The sequence below is a fragment of the Humibacter sp. RRB41 genome, assembly GCF_022761015.1.
GTDB lineage: Bacteria > Actinomycetota > Actinomycetes > Actinomycetales > Microbacteriaceae > Humibacter.
Window position 1 is genome coordinate 1,105,022 of the sequence record NZ_JAKWJQ010000001.1, and the last position, 20,599, is coordinate 1,125,620.

Below are 20,599 nucleotides of genomic sequence, written 5' to 3' on the forward strand. Positions count from 1 at the left end.
GGACTCAGCCGAGCCGGTCGAGCGCCTTGGCCACGCACGAAGCGTAGATTCGCCCGCCCGTGCTGCCCGGGTGGATGTGGTCGGGACCGAGCAGATCTTGGTGCGGGGCGATCGCGTCGTGCCAGTCGGCCAATGCGGTCTGCCCGGGATGCGCAGCGACGAACGCCGCCAGGTCGCCGTCGACCTCGCCGAGCCACGGCTCGTCGGCGTAGATGTTGACGAAGACGATCGAGCGGTGAGGGCCCGCAGCCTGCAGCACCCTGTCGAGCGTTCCCGTTCCGAGGTAGCCGTTCGTGCCCAGCCCGATCAGCACGATCGGCCGCAGCTTTCCTGCAGCGGCCTTCTGCGTCATCAGGGCGGGGGCGTCCCTCGGGGAGCGTGAGACGACGGCATCGATGTCGATGCCGGGAAAAGCCTCCAAGAGCGCAGGCGCCGACGCCAGCATCACGGAGTCGCCGATGGCCGTGATGTCGCTGCCGTCCCGTGGCGCCGGAGCCCCGGGAACAGGAGGCGCAGGAGTGCTCGACGATGACGTCGGGCCGGGCTTCGGCGCGAACGACGACGGAGCGGCCGACGGCGTCACCTTCGGCGTCGCTGCAGTCGACGGAGTCGCCGTCGGCGTCGTCGCGGTGCGTGCGTGATCGATCGCGGCACGCCCGGCGTCGACCTGGCGCTGCACGCTCGAGACGTAGGAGACGCTCTGCACGGCAGCGGCCGAGGTCGACGCCACCCCGACCAAGACGAGCACGAGCGCGGCACACGCACTGCCGAACGCCGCAGGATGCGCGTGGCGTACGCCCGGCCGGAACGGACGCAGGAGCACGCCGAAGCCGTGCGAGCGGATCGGCGTCTCGACGAAGCGATACGACAGCCATCCGGCGGCCGCGGTCAGCGCGAGCGCCACCCCGACCTTCGTCCACGTCGACGACCACTCGCCGGTCGTCGGCCACGTGAGTGTGAGCAGCACCCAGATCGGCAGGTGCCAGAGATAGATGCCGTAGGAACGCACTCCGACGGCGCGCAGCGGCCGCATGTCGAGCATCCTGCCGAGAACGGCACGATGCCGGGTGGCCGACCACACGATGCCGACGGCGGCGACGGATGCCACGACGAGGCCGCCGTCGTAGGCGAACGCATCCGTGTCGTGCAGCAGCACGACGAACGCGGCCAGCACAAGGAGTGAGACGGCTCCCACCGCGGGCGCCCAGCGCGACTCGAGGCGCCCGGCGAGCCCCGGATGGCCGTACTCGTCGTAGCGGGTCACACCGTCGAGCGCGAGTGCCAGGGTGGCGCCGAACGCCAGCCCGAAGAAGTGCGTGTCTGTTCCGTAGTAGACCCGGCTCGGGTCGGAGCCCGGCGCGTACAGCAGCGCCATCGCGATCGCCGATGCGGCTCCGAGCGCGAGCGCCGCGACGGCGCGAGCCCTGCGAGGGAGCACCGCCACGATGACGAGCATGATGAGCGGCCAGACGACGTAGAACTGCTCCTCGACGCCGAGCGACCAGAGATTGCGGAACAGCTGCGGGGTGGTCGAGGCGAAGTAGCTCTGATCGAGTCCGATGTCGACCCAATTGCTGCTGAACGTCGCAGCGCCGAGTACTTGGGCGCCGAGGTCGACCAGCACGTCTCCGCCGATCATGACGGCGACGGTGCTGCACATCAGCACGACGACGAGCAGTGCCGGCAGCAGACGTCTCGCGCGCCTTGCCCAGAATTGCCGCAGCGGCTCCTTGCGGCGCATCGAACCGACGAGGAGCGTCGTGATCAGAAATCCGCTGATCACGAAGAACACGTCGACCCCGATGAAGCCGCCGGGAAGGACGTTCGGGAGGAAGTGGTACCCGATCACGGCGATGACGGCGAGCGCGCGCAGCCCGTCGAGCCCGCCGAGCCGCGTCGGGGTCGAGGAGGCGGAGGGAACGGGCGGCACGAGCGGGCGTGCCGGAAGCTTCGCGGACATCGTCGGGCGATTCTAATCGGCACTCACGACGGTTGCTTTCAGACCCGCAGAGCGCGAGGGAGACCGACTACACAGGGGAGACCGCGTTCGCTGCGATGACCTTCGTGTACCAGTCGAAGCTCTTCTTGGGCGTGCGTTTCTGCGTGCCGAAGTCCACGTGGACGAGCCCCCAGCGCTGCGTGTAGCCCTCTGCCCACTCGAAGTTGTCGAGCAGTGCCCAGACGTAGTGCCCCTCGAGCGGAACGCCGTCGCCGATGGCCCGCGCCGCCTGCTGGAAGTGGCTGCGCAGGTACGAGATGCGCGCGCTGTCGTTCAGCCCGTTCTGCAGCATGTCGTCGGGGATGCCGTTCTCGGTCAGCAGCAGCGGCACCCTTTTGTAGTCCTTCGTGATGCGCGTCAGCAGTTGGTACAGCCCCGGCGCCCAGATCTGCTCCCAGTCGGCGGTGGAGGTCTTATGGATCTTCACCATGGTGCCGTTCAGGTCGACGCCCGACACCCCGTAGTAGTTGACGCCGAGCACCCCGATCGGGGAGGAGATCGTGGACAGATCGCCGTCTTTCACGAGTGCCTCGAACTGGTCGGGATCGGCAGGCAGCTGTCCGTTGGCCGAGCCGATGGCATCCGTCGGGTAGCTGCCCTTCAGCACGGGATCGAGGAACAGCCGATTCTCCACGGCGTCGACGTTCTTCGTCTGCTCGGCTGCTGCCGGGTCGGTCGCTGTCACGGGGGTGAGGTTGAGCACCGGTCCGATCCGACCCTTCACGCCGTGCGCGCCCCAGGCTTGCACCGTGAGCCCGTGCGCGAGCAGCTGGTGGTGCACTGCCGCCGCGGCTTGGTTCGGGTCCATGATTCCTGGGGCGTGGCTGCCGTACCAGTAACCGTTGAACGCGAGCGTCTTGGGCTCGTTGAGGGTGAACCAATCGGCGTCGACGTCACCGAAAACGCCGAACACGATGTCCGCATAGTCCGCGAAGCGGTTCGCGGTATCGCGGAGCGGCCAGCCGCCGGCATCCTGCAGCGGTTGGGGGAGGTCCCAGTGGAACAGAGTGATGGCCGGCCGGATGTCGCGCTCCGCCAGTCCATCGATGATGCCCTTGTAGAAGTCGAGACCCTTCTGATTCACGGCGCCCGAACCGGTCGGCTGGATGCGTGTCCACGAGATCGAGAACCGGTATCCGCCAAGCCCGAGTTCCTTCATCAGATCGAGGTCGCCCTTCCACCGGTGGTAATGGTCCGCGGCGACATCGCCGGTGGAGCCGTCCACGATGTGGCCGCCACCCGCACGCGAGAACGTGTCCCAGATCGACGGGCCGCGCCCGTCGACGTTCCACGCTCCCTCCACCTGGTAGGCGCTGGTGGCGGCGCCCCAGACGTATCCCTTGGGGAATCTCATCGGGGATGCCGGCGGCGTCCATGCCGTGTTCTTCGGGGATGCCAGCGGTGTGCACGCTGCCAGCGCGGCCGCGACGGCTCCGCCGGCGGCCAGCCCGCCCGCCGACGTCAGGAGCTGCCTGCGGGTGAGTGAGAACCGGTTACGGGAGAACGTGTTGTCGTTGCCTGCCACGAGCCGTCATCGCCTCCGAACGTGCGCCCCTGAGAGCGCTCTCTATTGGGTGCGCCCAGCATAGCGACGAGCGGGACCTCACCATAAGCGGTTCGGTCGATCCTGTCGGACGTCGGGAGTCTTCAGCCCTCGTCGATGCCCGTGATGCCGGCGTTCTCGGGCGAGAGCGATCCGCCGGTCGCCAGCCGCATCAGGTCGCTGTTCAGGTCGATCGAGAGCTCGGTTCCGCCTGCGCTGCCGTACTCGTGCTGGTACTGTCGCCACGACTCGCCGCGCACCGAGCGCTCGAAGCCGCTCTCGATGAGCAGTACGAGCTCGAACGCGGCCCGATCGATGCGGGTGCCAAGCGACTTGTCCTGCCAGTCCTCAGTCGACGCGAAGACAGAGGTCGGCACGCTCAATGCGCGCAGGTAGGCGAACAGCGAGCGCATCTGCTCGTCGACGACAAGGGCGTGCCTCGCCGTGCCCGCCGTCGCGCCGAGAGCGATCGGCTTCGCGATCAGCAGATCGTTGTCGAGCACCTGGAAGAACGAGCTGAAGAGTCCGCTCGGCCCGGCCTTGTAGACCGGGGTGCTGGCGATCACGCCGTCCGCCTCGCGGAGCGCGTCGACGGCAGACGTGAACCGCGGGCCGAGCAGACCGGATGCCAGCGCCCCCGACAGCTCGGGAAGCAGCTCGCGCAGATCCAGAGTGGTGACCGTGACCGTGTGTCCGCGCTGCTCGGCGATGTCGCGCGCGGACTGCGCGATCCGATCGCCGAGCAGCTTCGTCGACGACGGGTCGCTGATGCCCGCGTTCACGACAACGAGCCGGAATACGGGCTGCGTCGCCTGCTCGCTCACGCTGACACCTCTTCGGTGCTCTCGCCCGTGCTCTCGTCGCGGGCGATCTCGTCGGTGTCCTGGTACGGGGAACCACCCGTGACGTTGTCGCCGCGGTTCGCGTTCGGCCGTGGTTGGCGAGATTCGGCGTCGCCGTACTTCGCCGTCACGAGGCTCTGGTGGGTCGGGGCATCCGGCACCTCGGGGTCGCGGCGGGCATCCATCTCCCTGCGGAGCACGGGAATGACCTCGCTGCCGAGCAGCTCGAGCTGGTCCTGCACGGCACCCGCAGGAAGTCCAGCGTGGTCGATGAGGAAGAGCTGGCGCTGGTAGTCGCCGACGTACTCGCGGAACGACAGCGTCTTGTCGATGATCTCTTGCGGGCTGCCGACCGCGAGCGGGGTCATCTCGGTGAACTCCTCGAGCGTCGGGCCGTGGCCATACACCGGCGCCTCGTCGAAATACGGGCGGAACTCGTTCTTGGCATCCTGCGAGTTCTTCGCGACATAGGTCTGGCCGCCGAGCCCGACGATCGCCTGCTTGGCGGTGCCGTGACCGTAGTGCTCGAAGCGCTGGCGGTAGAACTCGACCATGCGCTGGGTGTGCTCCTTGGGCCAGAAGATGTGGTTGGCGAAGAATCCGTCGCCGTAGAACGCGGCCTGCTCGGCGATCTCCGGAGTGCGGATCGAGCCGTGCCAGACGAACGGCGGCACGTCATCCAGTGGGCGCGGCGTGGACGTGAAGCCTTGAAGCGGCGTGCGGAAGCGTCCCTCCCAGTCCACGACGTCCTCGCGCCAGAGGCGATGCAGCAGGTTGTAGTGCTCGAGCGCCAGCGGCAGGCCCTGACGAATGTCCTGACCGAACCACGGATACACCGGCGCCGTGTTGCCGCGGCCGAGCATGACATCCATGCGGCCCTTCGAGAGGTGCTGGAGCATCGCGTATTCCTCGGCGATCCGTACGGGGTCGTTCGTGGTGATCAACGTGGTCGACGTCGTCACGACGAGACGCTTCGTGAGCGCGGCGATGTGCGCGAGAAGCGTCGTCGGGGACGAGGAGAAGAACGGCGGATTGTGGTGCTCGCCGATCGCGAAGACGTCGAGGCCGACCTCTTCAGCCTTGACAGCAGCCTTCACCGTCGCGTCGATGCGCTCCGCCTCGCTGGGGGTCGCCCCGCTGACCGGATCGCGGGTGATGTCGCTGACCGAGAAGATTCCGAACTGCATGACGTGCTCCTGCCCTTTGTATGCGTTTGCATAGACCAGTAACGCATGCCCCACGTCCATCATTCCCCGGGAGGTCCCGCGCCGCATCTGGCGCTACCTCGCGCACGTCAGCAGGACATGAACGCCTCTCGCGTGCGTTGCAAAATACACATTGTGCAACGCGGCGAATTCGCGGCATCCGTCGTGCGGATCGAAGAATCGATTGGGTGCCCCCCGCCGGGCTCGAACCGGCGACCCGCGGATTAAAAGTCCGATGCTCTACCAACTGAGCTAGAGGGGCGTCAGAGAACAATCTACCTGGGCGGCGCGGTGCCTCTGGCACACGAAGCGAGCCGTGTGACAGCAAGGCGCGGGCGCCGCGACTGCAGTCTGCGACGCCCGCGCGTGTATGCCGGGTGATCCAGGTCGGTACGTTCAGGCGCGACGCCGCCCGGTGAGTGCACGGACGATCCAGACGATGATCGCGAGGATCAGCAGAACGATGCCCACCCAGAGCAACCAGCTCACGGCCGACCAGACTCCACCGGTGATCAGGAGGACGACGGCGATGATGGCCACGATGATCAACAGAATGTTCATCGTCGAAAAGTATCGAGGGTTCTGCATGCAGGGGTAGCCCTTGACAGCAGGCGTGGTCGTGTGAAGGTCATCCTCCGATGCGGGCGAGGCGGCTCCGACACCAGCGGGAGCAGCGCGCATGCGGGATGCTGGAGTGATGACCGACGAGAGCCGCCCGTTCCACAAGCCGACCAAGTTCTCCGGAGGAAAGTTCGAGAGCTTCCACGGCGCCGACGATCCCGCAGAAGTGAGCCGCGTCGCCCACGAGACCGCCGCCGCGCTCTTGGAGCGCGTGCGCAGGCATCCGGATCCCGAGGTCGTGTCGCGTCTCGTCAGCTACACCGACGAGAACGGCATCGACGCGATCGCCGAATTGTGGTCGCACGCGGGCCCGCACAGCCTGCCTGGCGCGCTCTGGCGCATCTACCTGCTGAGGCTTGCGATTCGCGAGGATCCGCACGCGGCGAGCCTGCAGTATCAGCGTGGTGTCGACATCATGCAGTCGATCGACCCCGTGGTCGCTGGTGCTGAGGCGCCGACCGGCCCGACCGAGATCATCGAGCTCGCCGATCGCATTCTGCGCGGCGTCTTCGAGGGGGACTTCTCTGTCGCCCTCGACCGAGCGGCCGCATTCTGCCGGGTGAGCGCTGCGGGATGCACGAACCTCGCAGACGACGCCGAGGCCACCGAGCCGGAACGAGCAACGGTGCTCACCCGCAGGGCACTGCGTTTCTCACAGTTCGCCGGCGAACTGGCCTCCGCAGCATCCCTCTGGCGGGGCGACTCCTTGGATTGACCTGCCTTGGGTGTCCATCGCCCCCGGGCAGCGCAATGGCCGGGCCGCAGAACGCCTCTCGGCGCGAGGCCGCTCGAAGCGGCTAATGATGGAGCCCGGGGTTACTGCGGCCCGGCCGACGCCAAGTTTATCGCACGTGACTCATCCGAAGCGGCCTGAGACGTAGTCCTCTGTGGCCTGCACGGACGGCTTCGTGAAGATCGTCGCGGTGTCGTCGTACTCGATGAGCTTGCCCGGCTTGCCGGTGCCTGCGATGTTGAAGAACGCAGTCTTGTCGGAGACGCGAGTCGCCTGCTGCATGTTGTGCGTGACGATCACAATCGTGTACTCGCGCTTGAGTTCCTCGATGAGGTCCTCGATGGCGAGCGTGGAGATCGGGTCGAGTGCGGAGCATGGCTCGTCCATCAGCAGGATGTCCGGCGCCACCGCGATCGCACGCGCGATGCACAGACGCTGCTGCTGTCCGCCGGAAAGACCGGAGCCGGGGAGGTGGAGGCGGTCTTTCACCTCGTTCCAGAGGTTCGCACCCTTGAGGGACGTCTCGACCAGGTCGTCGGCGTCGCTCTTGGACATCCGCTTGCTGTTCAGCCGCACGCCGGCGAGCACGTTGTCGCGAATGGACATCGTCGGGAACGGATTCGCGCGCTGGAACACCATTCCGACCTGACGTCGAACCGAAACGGGATCCACTCCGGGCGCGTAGAGGTTGTCGCCGTCGATGTAGACCTCGCCGTCGACGTGTGCGCCGGGGATCACCTCGTGCATGCGGTTCAGGGTGCGCAGGAAGGTCGACTTGCCGCATCCGCTCGGTCCGATGAACGCGGTGACGGTACGCGGTTCGATCGTCATGTTCACGCCCTCTACGGCGAGGAAGTCGCTGTAGTAGACGTCGAGATCGTTCACGTTGATGCGCTTGGACACGCTAACTCCTCTTGGTGCTTCGGATTCCCGTTACCGAAGCCCCTTGGGCGCGAAGACCCTGGCGACGATACGGGCGATGAGGTTCAGGATGACGACGAGGATGACCAGCAGAAGCGCTGCGCCCCAGGCGGACTGGTACGACGCCGCGATGTCTTGCGATGGGAATTTGTACCCGGAATACGCCATCACAGGCAGCGTCTGCATCGCGCCGCTGAACGGATTGGCATTGAAGTTGTCGGTGAAGCTCGCCGCGATGAAGATCGGTGCCGTCTCACCGATCACGCGGGAGATTGCGAGCATGACACCCGTGATGATCCCGGCGATCGCGGTGGGGAGCACGATGCGCACGATCGTGGAGAATTTCGTCACTCCGAGCGCGAACGATGCCTCCCGCAGGTCGTTGGAGACGAGCTTCAACATCTCCTCCGTCGACCTGATCACGATCGGGATCATCAGAACCGACAGCGCGACCGACGCGGAGAAACCGCTGAACGCCTTCGGACCGACGATCAGTGTGAACAACGAGAACGCGAACAGACCGGCGACGATCGACGGGATGCCGGTCATCACGTCGACCAGGAACGTGACGGTGCGCGCCATCCACTGGGTCGGCTGCGCGTACTCGACGAGATAGATGGCGGCGAGGATGCCGATCGGGATCGAGATCACCGCAGCGATCCCCGTCACGATCAGGGTTCCGACGATCGCCTGCCATGCGCCCTGTACGACAGTCACCTTGAGCGTTTGGGGGTTGAACACCGATCCGCCGGTCTTCGTGATGAAGTCCCAGGTCAGAGCCGGCGCGCCTCCGGCGATCACAGTGACGAGCGTCGACACGAGAGGGATGAGCGCGAGCAGGAACGCGATCGTCACGACTCCGCGGATCACCCGATCGGTGGCCTTGCGACGGTTCTCGACGACCGAGGAGAGAATTCCGAGGCCGACGAGGTAGATCACGGCGGTGAGCACAAGCCAGCCGACGATGTTGAAGCCGATCATCGCCAGCACCGCAGCGCTCACAGCGAGCGCGGCGAGCAGGGTGTAGAGCTCGACGAATCGCGGCAGCTGTGCCGACGTCAGGGCGTTCGGCACCGGCCCGCGCGGGCGTCGGCTGTTGGGGATCGCGGTGGCGCTCATCGGTCCTCGTTCTGCTCTGCTGCCAGTTCGGTGCGTTCGTCTCCGGCCTCGGCATCCCGTGCCGCCTGCTCGGAACGGATGCTCACAGGGCTCTCGGCAGCGTCAGCGGTGAGCAGTGAGGTCGCATCGGATGCCGGTGTCAGCCTCGCCGACTTCTTGGCGCGGCGGGGACCGCCCGTCCGCGCGATGACCAGACGTGCGATGAAGTTCACGCCGAACGAGATCACGAACAGGGCGAGACCGGTCGCGATCAGACCATCCCGTTGCAGATCATTGGATTCAGGGAAGTTCAGGGCGATGTTGGCGGCGATGGTCTGCGAGTTGCGGGTGTCGGTGATCATCTGGACCGAGAACACCAGCGACGGAGACATGATCAGGGCGATCGCCATCGTCTCTCCGAGGGCCCTGCCAAGGCCGAGAAGCGTCGCGCTCACTATGCCGCTGCGTGCGTAGGGGAAGACTGCCAGCTTGACCATCTCCCACTTGGTGGAGCCGAGTGCGAGCGCGGCTTCCTCGTGGAGGCGGGGAGTCTGCAGGAAGATCTCGCGTGAGATCGAGGTGATGATCGGAAGGATCATCACGGCGAGAACCACGCCACCGGCGAGCATCGTCGATCCGGTGCGCGAGACGGGTCCGGAGAAGAGGGGGATCCATCCGAGGTATTGGTTGAGCCAGTCCTGGAACGGGATCAGGAACGGTCTGATGACGAAGATGCCCCACAGGCCGAAGACGACCGAGGGCACGGCGGCGAGCAGGTCGACGAGATAGCCGAGCACACCGGCGAGGCGCCGCGGCGCGTAGTGCGAGATGAAGAGGGCGATGCCGATGGCGACAGGGGCGCCGAGCACGAGGGCGATCAGGGCGGAGAACAGCGTGCCCCAGATGAGTGGGCCGACGTAGGCCCAGAACGAGCTGAATCCGTGCGTCGTGCCGCCGGAGAGATCGGTCGTCGTGCTCCAGTTGGCGACGATGGCCGGTCCGGCCTTGATGATGAGGAAGAGCGCGACGCCCGCCAGAATCACCATGATCAGGCCGGCGGAGCCCGTGCTCAGAAAGCGGAAGATGCGGTCTGCCGGACGAGCCTTGACCCGGGCCGTCCCGGCCCCCTTGTTAGGGGAGCCGGGACGCTGGGAGCTTCCAGTACCTACTCGATCGTCTTGCAAGCTCTTCATGGGAGATCGCACCGCGGTGTTCTCTGTCACTTCATGCTCTCTGCTTGCTCGTCGGATCGGGTGGTCCGGGTGGTGCCTGCGGTGCTGCTACTTGATCGAGGACAGCGTGTCGGCTGCCTTCGTCTGGAACGAGGCGGGCAGCGGAGCTGCGCCGGCGTTCTTCGCACCGATCTTCTGGCCTGTGCTGCTGACGATGAAGCCGAGGTACGCGGCCGTCAGCTTGCCCTGAGCCGAGTCCTTGAACGACTTGCAGAGCACGTCGTACGAAAGCAGCGGGATCGGGTAGGCCTTGGCGCTGGTGATCTTCGTGGTGTCGATGGCCACGGTGAGGTCACCGTCGCCCTGCGCGTCGATCACGCCGGACGCGTCGAGCGAAGCGGTGGCTCCCGCCTCGCTGTATGCGACGAACTTGCCGGTGCTGCCGACCTCGACGCTGGCGGCGGTGGCGTCGCCGATCGAGCTCTGGTCCGCGTAGCCGATGGTGCCGTTACCGGCCGCGACCGTGTTCACGACACCCGAACCGCCCTGCTGTCCGCTGCCGATGCTGTTCGGCCAGGCGGTGCCGGCGTCCCAGGTCCACACCGACGGCTGCTGCTGGTGCAGGTAGGTGGTGAAGTTGGCCGTCGTGCCGGAGCCGTCCGAACGGTGCACGACCGAGATCGGCGTCGAAGGCAGCGTCACACCGGAGTTGAGCGCGGTGATGGCCGGGTCGTTCCATGTCGTGATCTTGCCGGCGAAGATCTCGGCGATCGTCTTGGCATCGAGGTTCAGCTTCGAGACACCGTCGAGCTTGTAGATGATCGAAACGCCGGAGAGGTACACCGGGATGTTCACGCCACCGGCGGAACCGCAGGTGGTCTGCGCCTGGGTGAACTGGTCGGCGCTGAGCGCCGCGTCAGTGCCCGCGAAGTCGTAGCTGCCGTTGAGCCAGTTCGTGACGCCGCCGCCAGAACCCTGCGACTTGTCGTAGTTGATCTTCACGCCGCTGGCCTGCGCCGTGAACGCTGCGGTCCAGGCTGCCTGGGCGTTGGCCTGGGCACTGGAACCGCCGGCGGTCAGCGTGCCGGAGAGCGAGCTGTAGTCCACTGCGGCCGGCTTGGACGCCGTCGAGGTGCTGGTGCTCGGTGAGCCGCTGCCGTCGCTCGAGCAGGCGGCAAGGGCGAGCACGGAGGCGAGGGCGATGGTCCCCGCCGCGGCTGCTTTGTTGAACTTCACTGTGTTCCCTTCGGAATCGGTCATTGCCGCTGCGTCAGGCTGCGTGTGCCTCGAAGCGCAGCGCGTTCGGGCGACGTGCGGCAAGGGGCCGGTGAGGCCCGCTAGCGAAGTTAGGCGCGGGTCGTGACCAGATTCCCCCCGAACGGTGAACGGAAGGTGAACGGGATGCTACCGATGGGCGTGGTGTGCACCGGCGATGCACTCAGAGGCGCGGACTGTGCGTCTCGATCGCGATGATGCCGGAGGCGGGGTTGGTCGCCGAGAGGTGCACGACGGAATACTCGCCGACATCCAGCGCAGCGGCCTCGCGAATGTACGCGCCCATCGTCGTTCCTGTGGCGAGCGCGATCTCGCGCATGATGTCGGGCAGCACGGGGCCGTGGCTGCACAGCACGGCGGTCTTGCGAACGCGCACTCGTTTGCCGATGACCTCGCGGAGGCCGAGCGCCGACGTGCCGGCCTCCCAGGCATCCTGCGACAGATTCTCGGTTCGCTTGGGTTTGACGCCGTACGCGGCGCTGAGCGGAGCCACGGTCGCCACGCAGCGGACCGCCGTCGACGTGACGATGCGCTTCGGGCGCCATGCCGCGATGGTGGGCGCGTTGCTCGCCGCCTGCTGCACGCCGAGTCGTGTGAGCGGGCGCAGGGCATCCTTGCCCTTCCAACTCGCGCGCGACGTCGCCTTCGCGTGGCGCAGCACGATGAGCGCGAACGTCTGCGTCACTCCCTCGTCGGCGAGCGCTGCCCATTGGTCGATGATCTCGACGTCGCGCTTGTAGCTCAGGTATTTGCGCACGCGCTTCAGCGGAACCCACTCGATGGCGGCGATCTCGTCGTTGGGCACGAACGTCGACGCGTGAACCGCGTCCTCGGTCACCTCGCCGGACCAGTAGTGCACGAACTTCTCCCTGCCGCTGGAGATGACGTAGTTGGTCACCCCGAGAGGCACGCCGAGCGCGACCTTCAACCCGGTCTCTTCGAGCACCTCTCGTTGAGCCGCCTGCGGCAGCGTCTCACCAGGGTCGACCTTGCCCTTGGGCAAGGTGACGTCGGCGTACTTCGTGCGGTGCACGACCAGAATGTGCGGGATGCCGTCGAGGACGCGCCAGCAGACGGCGCCTCCCGCGTAGATCGCGGTTTCCGTCACCGGCGAGTGCCCGTGCGCGGCCGATGCGAAATAAGCTGCATGAGCCTATTCTGCAGGTCGTCGAGCGGCTTGCCATCCTGATCGAGACTATGCCTGACCCAGCTTCCGTCTGAGGTGAGCCACCACGACGATGTGCGGTCATCCATCGCACGATCGAACAGATCGGCCAGTTCGACGATGTGCGCGGGGTCCGTGAGGCGCACCAGCGCTTCGACCCTGCGGTCGAGGTTGCGGTGCATCATGTCGGCACTGCCGATGAACACCTGAGGGTCGCCGTCGTTCGTGAACGCGAAGATGCGCGAGTGCTCCAGATAACGGCCGAGAATCGAGCGCACCCTGATGTTCGCGCTGTAATCCTCCTGGCCGGCCTTGAGCCCGCACATGCCTCGTACCCACAGATCGATCGGCACTCCTGCGCGACTGGCGCGGTAGAGCGCGTCGATCACAGCCTCGTCCACGATCGAGTTGACCTTGATGCGGATGCCGCTCGGCCTGCCGGCCTCGGCGTTCGTGCGCTCGTTCTCGATCGCCTTGATCAGTCCCTTGCGCAGGTGCAGCGGAGCGACCAGAAGTCGCTTGAACTTCTTCTCGATGGCGTAGCCGGAAAGCTCGTTGAACAGGCGAGTCAGGTCCTTGCCCACCTGGTCGTCGTTCGTCAGCAGCCCGAGGTCCTCGTAGATGCGCGACGTCTTCGGGTTGTAGTTTCCGGTCCCGATGTGGCTGTAGTGCTTGAGCACACCGTCTTCTTCGCGAACAACGAGTGCGAGCTTGCAGTGCGTCTTGAGGCCGACCAGGCCGTACACGACGTGCACGCCGGCCTTCTCGAGCTTGCGCGCCCAGTCGATGTTCGCCTGCTCGTCGAACCTGGCCTTGATCTCCACGAGCGCGAGCACCTGCTTGCCCCGTTCGGCTGCGTCGATCAGCGCCTCGACGATCGGGCTGTCGCCGCTGGTGCGGTACAGGGTCTGCTTGATGGCCAGTACGTGCGGGTCGCGGGCAGCCTGCTCCAGGAAGGCCTGAACGCTCGTCGCGAACGACTCGTACGGGTGGTGCAGCAGGATGTCGCCGCGTGAGATCGAGGCGAAGACATCCGGCTTGGCATTCGGCTCGCGCGGCATCAGCTGCGCGGCCGTCGTCGGCACGTGGTTCGGGTAGTGCAGGTCGGGGCGTTCGATCTTGGAGAGCTCGAACAGGCCACCGAGGTCGAGCGGTGCGGGAAGCCGGTAGACCTCCTGCTCGGTGATGTCGAGCTCGCGCACGAGCAGGCCGAGCGTGATGTCGTCCATGTCCTGCGACACCTCGAGTCGGATCGGCGGCCCGAACCGGCGGCGAAGAAGCTCGCGCTCGAGCGCCTGGATCAGGTTCTCCGTCTCGTCCTCGTCGACCTCGACGTCTTCGTTGCGGGTCACCCGGAAGACGTGGTGCTCCAGCACCTCCATGCCGGGAAAGAGGTCGCGCAGGTGGTTGGCGATCAGGTCCTCGAGCATGATGAAGCGCATCTGCCCGACAGACTCGCGCTGATCGATGCGCACGAATCGCGGCAGCATCGTCGGCACCTTGAGCCTGGCGAACTGCTCCTTGCCCGTCTTCGAGTTGCGCACCCTGATCGCGAGATTCAGCGACAGGCCGGAGATGTACGGGAACGGGTGAGCGGGATCGACGGCGAGCGGCATGAGCACCGGGAAGATCTGCCGGGAGAAGATCTCCCGCATCTGCTCGCGGTCGGCGGCATCCAGGCTGTCCCAGGTGGCCACGCGGATGCCCGCGTCGGCCAGGGCGGTCAGGACCCCGTCGCGATACGCGCGTGCCTGCCTGTCCTGAAGCTCGTGCGCCCTCTCCGAGATGTCGGCGAGCTCGTCGATCGGCGCCCTGCCGGTGTTCGTCTGCACGGCGAGGCCGGTGAGGATGCGTCGCTTCAGGCCCGCGACGCGCACCATGAAGAACTCGTCGAGGTTGCTCGCGAAGATCGCCAGGAAGTTCGTACGTTCCAGCACGGGAACGTGCGGATCCTCTGCGAGCTCCAGCACGCGCTGGTTGAACGCCAGCCAACTCAACTCGCGGTCCAGATACCTGTCGGCCGGAAGTGTCGGATCGAGCTCCGGATTCCAGGGCTGATCGAAGTTGTCGTCGAACTCGGTGCTCAGAGCCGAGCCGATCAGGATGTCCTCGCCGTCCATTCACTCATCATGGCACCGGGGGGAGAACAGCGCGTTAACGCGGGTTCGCCGTGCGCGATCACGCGACTCCGCGGCGCCGGAATTGCACGTCGACGGCGGCGTCGACGAATCCGGCCCGGCGGTAGAGGGCCAGGGCACGGGCGTTGTCTCCCTCGGCGTAGAGGGACGCCTGCGACCGGCCTTTTGCGAGCATTCGTCGCAGTCCCGCCTCGAGCAGAGCGCGTCCCAGCCCGCTCCCCGCGGCGCCAGGGTCGACTCCGAGCACGTAGATCTCGCCCTCGTCGTAGCCCGGTTCGAGCTTGAGCCAGTCGTAGCCGAGCATCCGGCCGTCGGCACCGCGTGCCACGAGGAAGTCCTCGGCGTCGAACCACGGCTCTGCCATGCGCTCGGCGAGATCTGTCGCGGTCACAGCGCCCTGCTCGGGGTGCGTCGCGAACGTGCGGGCGTTGAGCTCGAGCCAGTCGGCGGCATCCTGTGCAGGATCGAAGGCCGAGATGCGAATGCCGTCGGCAGGCACGGCGGCGTCGCGCAGCACCGCCGCAGCGAGATCGGGCAACCGCAGTTCGAGCAGAGTGCGAACGGGCTCGAACCCATGGCTGGATGCCAGTGCGCGCGCGGCCGGATGATCGCCGTGCGACCAGGCGGAGACATCCGCCTCGAGTTCGGGCAGAAGCCGTTCCAGGAACGCCGTGCCATGGCCGTGGCCGCGTTCACCGGGGGCGACGACGAGGTCGAGCTCATCGCGTCCCGTCACGGCTACGGCGACCGGAACGCCGCCGGCCTCTGCGAGCTGGGCGGTACGGCGGCCGGACGCGATGTCGAGCCTGGCCTGCTCGTTGAACGGGTCGATCCCGTCTGCATCCCGAGCCGCATCCGCGATGGCGAGTACTGCCGCGGCGTGCTCCGACGCAACACGCCGCACCGTCAGCGCGCCGGAGGACACGACTCAGGCTTCTTCGTCGTCGATCACGTTGAAGCGATAGCCGACGTTGCGCACCGTGCCGATCAGCGACTCGGAGTCGCCGAGCTTGGCCCGGAGCCGCCGAACGTGCACATCGACGGTGCGGGTGCCGCCGAAGTAGTCGTAGCCCCACACCTCGCTGAGCAGCTGCTCCCTCGTGAACACTCGCGACGGGTGCGTCGCGAGAAAGCGCAGCAACTCGAACTCCTTGAACGTGAGGTCGAGTGAACGGCCGTGCACCTTCGCCGAGTAGCTGGCCTCGTCGATGGTCACACCCGACGCCTGGATCTTCGACTGCGCAGGGTCCTGCGACCTGCGGTCGATCGCGAGGCGGATGCGCGCATCCGCCTCAGCGGGCCCGGCACCCTCCAGCAGAACGTCGTCGATGCCCCAGTCACTGTTGACGGCGGTGAGACCGCCTTCGGTGAGCACGAGCACGATCGGCACGGAGTTGCCTGCCGACGCGAGGATCTTGCACAGTGACTTGGCCCCGACGAGATCGCGACGGGCATCCACGAAGATGAGGTCGGCACTGGGAGCGTTGACGAGCGCTGTGGTGTCCGCCGGTATCTGCCGCACGCGGTGACTGAGCAGGCCGAGTGCAGGAAGCACCTCGATGGCGGGCGCGGGCGTCAGCACCAAGAGTTGAGCCACGCGACCTCCCGCCCGCTTCAGAAGTATCCCGATCCTATCCGAGCGCCGGACCGCGATTCGCCGGGTCCGGTTGCGCATGCACACCGACGGCGGGAGAGAATGGTGGGGTGACGACAACGGCACTGACACCCGCGATGAGGTGGACGACCATCGTCTCCGTCTGGGTCGTGACCCTCATCGCATCCGTGCTGGTGGGCGTCTTCGCCGTCGAGAAGGTCTCTCTGGGCTGGCTGGGCATCACCATGGCGGGGAGCATCCTCGTCGCCATGTGCGTGCAGCTGGCGACCCAGGAGAAGCAGGGGTTCGTCATCCGGTTCGGCACGAGCGTCGCCGGATCGTTCGTGATCCTCGTGCTCGCCACGGGAGTGCTCTTCCTCGTGCATGCGTGAGCCTCGGTAGACTGGCGTCATGCTTGTCACCCTCGAGCTCGTCTTCGTCGGACTGCTCTCCCTCGCCGTCCTGGCCATCGCCGGCGTCTCCGTGCTCGTCGTCTACAACCTGTTCAGGGGCCAGCGCTGATCTCCCTGCCCGAAGGGCTCCCCGCCGAGCTCGTTCCGCTCTCCTGGCTCATCGGCGTCTGGGAGGGTACCGGTGTGCTCGACTACCAGGTCGATGACGACCACATCGAGCAGGAATTCGGGCAGCGGATCAGCTTCAGCCACGACGGGCTTCCGGCGCTCGCGTACAGCTCCTACACCTGGCTGCTCGACGAGCAGAACACTCCGCTGGCCACCGAACTCGGCTACTGGCGCCTCAGCCGCACGCTCCTGCCGGAAGATGCCGGCCCTGGCCTGCTGCCCGGTGCCGACGCGCGTCCGTTCGACACGGCCCAGGCCGTCGAGGCCTTGCGAACCTCAGGCGGAGGCTTCGAGATCGAAGCCCAGATCCTGCACCCTGACGGCATCTCCGAGCTGTACCTCGGGCAGGTCAAGGGTCCGCGCATCGACCTGGTGACGGATGCCGTGCTCCGCACCTCTGGCGCCAAGGACTACTCGGCAGCCACCCGGCTCTACGGTCTTGTGGAATCCCACCTACTGTGGGCGTGGGACATCGCGGCCCTCGGACAGGATCTGCGCACGCATGCGTCGGCAAGGCTCGCGAGGACCGATCTGTCCGGACCCGCGCCCTACGTCGAGGAGTGACGATGACCACAGAGCTTGCTCGCTCGCCGTTCCTCGCGCTTCCCGGCGCAGTCGCCACGCCGCAGACCGCTGCAGATGCCGGGGTGCCGGCCCACTACGGCAACCCGCTCGTCGAACAGCGCAGCCTCGAATCCGGTGAGGCGATCGTCGACCTCTCGACACGCGGGGTCGTCTCCGTTGCGGGTGGGGACCGCCTGAGCTGGCTCGACTCGATGACCAGTCAGTCGTTGCGCTCGCTGCGACCGGGGGAGTCGGCGGAGGCTCTGCTGCTCGACCCGGCCGGTCACGTCGAGCACGCCCTGCACGTGATCGACGACGGTGAGACGACCTGGCTTCTGACGGAACGATCCGACACGGATGCCGTGCTCGCGTTCCTGACCTCGATGCGGTTCATGCTCCGCGTCGAGCCGGAAGACCGCACCGCCGACTTCGCAACCATCGGATACATCGCTGCGCCCGGCACGGCCTGCGCGCCGGATGCGGCTGTATCGAACGACGTCGCACTGACGTGGCGCGACCCCTGGCCCGCTGTCGTCGCGGGCGGACACCAGTACGCGAGTGCCGAGCACGAGCATCCAGGCGTCACGTACCACTGGGTAGAGACGCTGGTGCAGCGGAACGGGCTGCAGGCGCTCGCCGACGCAGCAGCCTCCGGGCGATCTGCGGTCGCTGGAACGCTCGCCGCCGATGCGCTGCGCATCGCAGCGTGGCGGCCGAGGCTCGCCGCGGAGGTCGACGACCGCACGATTCCCCACGAACTGGACTGGCTGCGCACCGCCGTGCACCTGAACAAGGGGTGCTACCGCGGCCAGGAGACGGTGGCGAAGGTGCACAATCTCGGGCATCCGCCGCGCAGGCTCGTGTTCCTGCATCTCGACGGGTCCGAAAGCGCCCAGATCGAGCGCGGTGCCGAGGTGCTTCTCGGCGATGTCGTCGTCGGGCACGTCACCTCGGCAGCGTTGCACCACGAGCTCGGTCCGATCGCGCTCGCCGTGATCAAGCGGTCGACGGATGCCTCAGCCGACCTACGAGTGCGCGTCGACGACACCCTCGTCGCCGCCGCGCAAGAGGCGATCGTTCCTCCGGATGCCGGCGCTGAGGCGAACGTGCCGCGCATCCCGCGGCTCGGGCAGGTCACCCGTCCCGCGCGCTGAGGCGGCACCATCCGTTTTCCGGCGGCCGGTAGGCTTATTTCATGCCTGCTCCTTACACCCTGATACTGCTGCGCCACGGCGAGAGCGACTGGAACCAGAAGAACCTCTTCACCGGCTGGGTCGACGTGCGTCTGACCGAGAAGGGGCGCACCGAGGCGGCGCGCGCCGGCGAGCTGCTGGCATCCAGAGGCCTTCTGCCGGATGTGCTGCACACCTCGGTGCTGTCGCGGGCCATCCAGACGGCTGACATCGCGCTCGACGCCGCCGACCGCCTCTGGATTCCAGTCCGCCGCTCCTGGCGCCTCAACGAGCGTCACTACGGTGCGCTGCAGGGTCTCGACAAGGCGGAGACCAAGGAGAAGTACGGCGACGAGCAGTTCATGCTCTGGCGTCGCTCGTTCGACGTTCCGCCGCCGCCACTGGCCGACGACAGCGAGTTCTCCCAGGTCGGCGACGCTCGCTACGCCGACCTTCCCGACGCGGATCTGCCCCGCACGGAGTGCCTGAAAGACGTGATCGCTCGCATGCTGCCGTACTGGCAGTCCGACATCGTCCCCGACCTCGCCGACGGCAAGTCCGTGCTCGTCACCGCCCACGGCAACTCGCTGCGCGCACTGGTGAAGCACCTCGACGGCATCGGCGACGACGACATCGCCGAGCTGAACATCCCGACCGGCATCCCGCTCGTCTACCGCCTGAGCGAGGACTTCACCCCGCTCGGCCCCGGCGAGTACCTCGACCCCGAGGCCGCAGCTGCCGGCGCGGCCGCGGTGGCCGCCCAGGGCGCCAAGAAGTAAAGCGGGTGGCGTCAGCGCGCGAGCGCGCTCACACCGGTCAGGTGTCTGCCGATCAGCAGGGACTGAATGCTCTCGGTGCCCTCGTAGGTGTGGATCGCTTCGATGTCGGCCATGTGCGTGATCACGCGGTTCTCGATCAGGATGCCGTTGCCGCCGAGAAGGTCACGCGCCTTCGACGCCACCTCGCGCGCCGTGCGAGTGCAGTGGTACTTCACGAGTGACGCCTGCGTCGGCGTGAGCCGGCCTGCGGCATCCAGATCGGCGACGCGACGGCAGTAAAGCTGCATCGACGTCAGCTGCGACAGCATCTCGCTGAGTCGCTCCTGCACGAGCTGGAACGACGCGATCGGCTTGCCGAACTGGACGCGCTGCTTCGCATAGCTCAGCGCTGCCTCGAACGCCGCCGTCGCATGGCCCAGTGCCGACCAGGCGACGGCGGCGCGTGTGGCGTGCAGCACGGTCGAGGTGTCCCTGAACGTACGGGCGCCCGGCAGCACGGCTTCCGCCGGAATGTGCACGTCGGTCAGCCGGATGCGCGCCTGGTGGATCGCGCGAAGCGATGCCTTGCCGGTGATGGTCTCGGCGTCGTAGCCGGGGGTGTCCTGTTCGACGAGGAATCCGCGAACGTCACCGTCGTCGTCACGGGCCCACACGACGGAGACATCGCCGACCGATCCGTTGCCGATCCACTTCTTCTCGCCGTTCAGCACCCAACCGTCGTCTGTGCGGTGCGCTGTCGTCTCGAGCGAGGTCGAGTCGGAGCCATGGTCGGGCTCCGTGAGCGCGAACGCGCCGAGCTTCTCGGCCCGCGCAAGGGGTACGAGCCACATCGCCTTCTGTTCGTCGCTTCCGTGAAGTGCGATGCTGCGCAGCGCGAGTCCGCCCTGCACGGCGATGACGGTGCCCATCGAGCCGTCGCCGCGAGAGATCTCCATGTTCACCAGGCCGGCGGCCAGCGGCGACATCGGTGTGAGACCTTCACCGCGCACGCCGTCGGTCAGAAGGTCGAGCTCGCCCAGCCTCCGTACGAGATGAAGCGGGTATTCGGTTTTGTCCCAGGCATCCGCAAGCTCGTCACCAGTCTCGAGCGAGAACTGCCGCGCCCTGTCCCAGAACGCCCTGTCCTCGTCGGGAACGTCCGAGAAGACCTCGTAGTAGTCGGTGTCGAGCGGGACGTTGACGTCGTAGTCGGGCACG

Annotated in this window: 19 protein-coding genes and 1 tRNA gene; 5 read left to right on the forward strand and 15 right to left on the reverse strand. The window is 66.8% G+C overall.

The features are described 5' to 3' along the window. Positions 1-4: 4 nt before the first annotated feature. From MJ603_RS05175 to MJ603_RS05200, 6 genes are all read right to left on the reverse strand, one after another. The gene (locus MJ603_RS05175) at positions 5-1,960 is read right to left on the reverse strand and encodes an acyltransferase family protein (RefSeq protein WP_243062576.1); all 1,956 of its coding nucleotides are present in this window, start codon (positions 1,958-1,960) and stop codon (positions 5-7) included. Positions 1,961-2,027: 67 nt separating this feature from the next. After that, positions 2,028-3,524, reverse strand: a complete 1,497-nt coding sequence (locus tag MJ603_RS05180) for a GH1 family beta-glucosidase (protein ID WP_243062577.1) — start codon at positions 3,522-3,524, stop codon at positions 2,028-2,030. 122 nt (positions 3,525-3,646) lie between these two features. Continuing rightward, on the reverse strand, positions 3,647-4,366 hold the full coding sequence (locus MJ603_RS05185; RefSeq protein WP_243062578.1) for a CE1759 family FMN reductase: 720 nt from the start codon (positions 4,364-4,366) through the stop codon (positions 3,647-3,649). Next, on the reverse strand, positions 4,363-5,571 hold the full coding sequence (locus MJ603_RS05190; RefSeq protein WP_243062579.1) for an LLM class flavin-dependent oxidoreductase: 1,209 nt from the start codon (positions 5,569-5,571) through the stop codon (positions 4,363-4,365). The genes MJ603_RS05185 and MJ603_RS05190 overlap by 4 nt, the downstream gene beginning before the upstream one ends. A gap of 207 nt (positions 5,572-5,778) precedes the next feature. Beyond that, a tRNA-Lys gene (locus MJ603_RS05195) sits at positions 5,779-5,851 on the reverse strand. Positions 5,852-5,985: 134 nt separating this feature from the next. Continuing rightward, positions 5,986-6,150: a hypothetical protein gene (locus MJ603_RS05200; RefSeq protein WP_243062580.1), complete on the reverse strand. Its 165-nt coding sequence runs from the start codon at positions 6,148-6,150 to the stop codon at positions 5,986-5,988. 136 nt (positions 6,151-6,286) lie between these two features. On the opposite strand from MJ603_RS05200, the gene MJ603_RS05205 reads away from it, so the two are divergent. Further along, the gene (locus MJ603_RS05205) at positions 6,287-6,925 is read left to right on the forward strand and encodes a DNA-directed RNA polymerase subunit beta (protein ID WP_243062581.1); all 639 of its coding nucleotides are present in this window, start codon (positions 6,287-6,289) and stop codon (positions 6,923-6,925) included. Positions 6,926-7,066: 141 nt separating this feature from the next. Here MJ603_RS05205 and pstB read toward each other — a convergent pair whose 3' ends face one another. The 8 genes from pstB to MJ603_RS05245 form a co-directional block, all read right to left on the reverse strand. Next, positions 7,067-7,846 (reverse strand): phosphate ABC transporter ATP-binding protein PstB, encoded by a 780-nt coding sequence (gene pstB, locus MJ603_RS05210; protein ID WP_243062582.1) that lies wholly within the window; start codon positions 7,844-7,846, stop codon positions 7,067-7,069. Positions 7,847-7,876: 30 nt separating this feature from the next. Further along, the gene (gene pstA, locus MJ603_RS05215) at positions 7,877-8,983 is read right to left on the reverse strand and encodes a phosphate ABC transporter permease PstA (RefSeq protein WP_243062583.1); all 1,107 of its coding nucleotides are present in this window, start codon (positions 8,981-8,983) and stop codon (positions 7,877-7,879) included. Further along, complete coding sequence (gene pstC, locus MJ603_RS05220) at positions 8,980-10,155, reverse strand: phosphate ABC transporter permease subunit PstC (RefSeq protein WP_243062584.1); 1,176 nt, start codon at positions 10,153-10,155, stop codon at positions 8,980-8,982. The genes pstA and pstC overlap by 4 nt, the downstream gene beginning before the upstream one ends. Before the next feature lie 87 nt (positions 10,156-10,242). Then, positions 10,243-11,394 (reverse strand): phosphate ABC transporter substrate-binding protein PstS, encoded by a 1,152-nt coding sequence (pstS, locus tag MJ603_RS05225; protein ID WP_243062585.1) that lies wholly within the window; start codon positions 11,392-11,394, stop codon positions 10,243-10,245. A 178-nt stretch (positions 11,395-11,572) separates the two neighbouring features. Then, positions 11,573-12,517: an NUDIX domain-containing protein gene (locus MJ603_RS05230; protein WP_243062586.1), complete on the reverse strand. Its 945-nt coding sequence runs from the start codon at positions 12,515-12,517 to the stop codon at positions 11,573-11,575. Beyond that, positions 12,514-14,694 (reverse strand): RNA degradosome polyphosphate kinase, encoded by a 2,181-nt coding sequence (locus tag MJ603_RS05235; RefSeq protein ID WP_243062587.1) that lies wholly within the window; start codon positions 14,692-14,694, stop codon positions 12,514-12,516. Before MJ603_RS05235 ends, MJ603_RS05230 begins: the two co-directional genes overlap by 4 nt. Positions 14,695-14,752: 58 nt before the next feature. Further along, the gene (gene mshD, locus MJ603_RS05240) at positions 14,753-15,637 is read right to left on the reverse strand and encodes a mycothiol synthase (protein WP_243062588.1); all 885 of its coding nucleotides are present in this window, start codon (positions 15,635-15,637) and stop codon (positions 14,753-14,755) included. 3 nt (positions 15,638-15,640) lie between these two features. Further along, positions 15,641-16,309, reverse strand: coding sequence for a response regulator transcription factor (locus MJ603_RS05245; protein ID WP_243062589.1), 669 nt, complete (start codon positions 16,307-16,309; stop codon positions 15,641-15,643). 107 nt (positions 16,310-16,416) lie between these two features. Here MJ603_RS05245 and MJ603_RS05250 point away from each other — a divergent pair, with 107 nt between their 5' ends. From MJ603_RS05250 to MJ603_RS05265, 4 genes are all read left to right on the forward strand, one after another. Then, a complete protein-coding gene (locus tag MJ603_RS05250) occupies positions 16,417-16,698 on the forward strand; it encodes a hypothetical protein (RefSeq protein ID WP_243062590.1) in 282 nt (93 codons plus the stop codon). Positions 16,699-16,824: 126 nt separating this feature from the next. After that, positions 16,825-17,451 carry an FABP family protein gene (locus MJ603_RS05255; protein ID WP_243062739.1) on the forward strand — a complete coding sequence of 209 codons (627 nt, stop codon included), beginning with the start codon at positions 16,825-16,827 and terminating at the stop codon, positions 17,449-17,451. A 2-nt stretch (positions 17,452-17,453) separates the two neighbouring features. Further along, entirely contained in the window at positions 17,454-18,605 is a 1,152-nt protein-coding gene (locus MJ603_RS05260; RefSeq protein ID WP_243062591.1) for a folate-binding protein YgfZ, read from the forward strand. A 41-nt stretch (positions 18,606-18,646) separates the two neighbouring features. Further along, positions 18,647-19,402 (forward strand): phosphoglyceromutase, encoded by a 756-nt coding sequence (locus tag MJ603_RS05265; RefSeq protein WP_243062592.1) that lies wholly within the window; start codon positions 18,647-18,649, stop codon positions 19,400-19,402. Between the two features lie 11 nt (positions 19,403-19,413). Here MJ603_RS05265 and MJ603_RS05270 read toward each other — a convergent pair whose 3' ends face one another. Beyond that, positions 19,414-20,598, reverse strand: a complete 1,185-nt coding sequence (locus MJ603_RS05270) for an acyl-CoA dehydrogenase family protein (RefSeq protein WP_243062593.1) — start codon at positions 20,596-20,598, stop codon at positions 19,414-19,416. Position 20,599: the final 1 nt, after the last annotated feature.